The 1,555-nt window shown below is 59.2% G+C and carries 1 pseudogene; it reads right to left on the reverse strand.

From position 1 onward, the window contains the following. Positions 1–72: 72 nt before the first annotated feature. Positions 73–1,485: pseudogene (locus ACYVG7_RS10395) on the reverse strand (DUF885 family protein); the annotation flags it as partial. Between the last annotated feature and the right edge of the window lie 70 nt (positions 1,486–1,555).

A 1,555-nucleotide genomic window follows, 5' to 3' on the forward strand; every position in this document is an offset into this window, starting at 1 on the left:
ATCTGGCGCTCCCGGTGGTGAACCTAAGAGATCAGATCACCAAACTGCGGGATAGTTCCCTGATTTGAGCAACAACGCCCCATAGGGCGCATCTTCATAGGAGACGGGCACTACTTCGTAATCCAGTTTTGGAATGGTGCGCTCGGCATCGAAGAAGTCCGGCAGCACCAGCGCTGCCTTGCTCTTGAAGGCGTTGTACTCCTGCAGCGCTCTTTCGTGCTCGGTCAGCGCCTGCTGCTGCGGCTCGCTCAGGGTCGCGTCGGCCGCGTTGTCCGGGTTGAGATCGGAGGACCAGCTCTCCAGCGGATTCTGATAGAAGAAATGCGGTTCGTTCAGGTAGCGGAAGAAGGCATAGATCTGGCCGTTCTGCTTGTTCTGGGCCACATCATCACTGTCGCATTTCCCGACGGTATAACACACCTTGACCATGGAGCCGAAGATCCGATCGACCTCGCTGAGCCCCAGCGCATGTACCTGCTCCGGTGTCATGTCGGTGGTGGTGTGTTTCTTTAGCAACCAGCGATACCAGTCACGACCATTTGTCATGCCGCAGAAACCGTCGGCACATTCGCCGCTGCCAAGGCGCACCGCATAGGCGCCGCCGTGTTGGTAATCCAGGTAGTCGCGCAGGGCTAGGTAACGGCTGTTGATACTGTCCAGCACTGCTTTGTAGTCGGTGCGCAGCGCTTCATCGGCATCGCTCGGCAACTGTTGCCAGCCCTGATAGGCGCCCGCCAGCGTAGTGCCCTCCAGTTTGCTGTTGAGCTGGGCCAGCACTCGATCGACCAGCTCATCGGGCAAGGTGTTACCCTGAGCGCTGCCCAGTTCGAACTGGTGCTTCACCTCGGCCAGATAGGCATCATAGGCCTTGAGCCAGACGAGGTGTTCCTGATACCAGGCCAGCGGGCTGGTCGTCGCCTTGGCCCGGGCTGCCAGCGCCGGAGGCGTGGCCGTGCGGTCCAGATCCCGGCGTCATGCAGCATCCCCCGGAGCTAGCTGCGCGGCCGAGCTTTGCTCGAAATAGTCGAAGCCGCCGCTGATGGTGCGGGCCGCTCTGCCTGCTGCAGGAGCTGCTCCCACCTCATCCGCCAGAGAGACCACCCGGTTACGGAAGTGATGGATCGGGATCTGGGATTGGGGCAGATCGTACCCTTCCAGATTGATCTGCAGATCCCAGCGGATCATGTCGTAGAAGAGCTGATCCCGCTCGCTTAGCACGGTCGGATCCAGAGCCTCCAGCTTCTTGAGCAGCGCCGTGTCGAGCGCCTTATGTTTGGCGATGCTCTGGGCATCGATGGCAAAACCGTACGGGTCCAGCGCCTGGCTCTCGCTCAGGGCTTCGTTCATGGTTTGCATCAGGGATGCTTTAGTCGCAACAGGATCGGCTGGTACTTTGGTGTTGTTGCTATTGGAGCTGCTGTCATTGCAGGCGGTCAGAGAAAGTGCAATGACGCAGGCTAGTGCCAGCTTGCTGCAGGGCGGGATCGCACTTTGTTAATGAAATTTGAACAGGCTGATCGTCTATGATCTAATCACGCCTCCATGCAGGAGGCGC

Source organism: Pseudaeromonas pectinilytica (assembly GCF_054780855.1).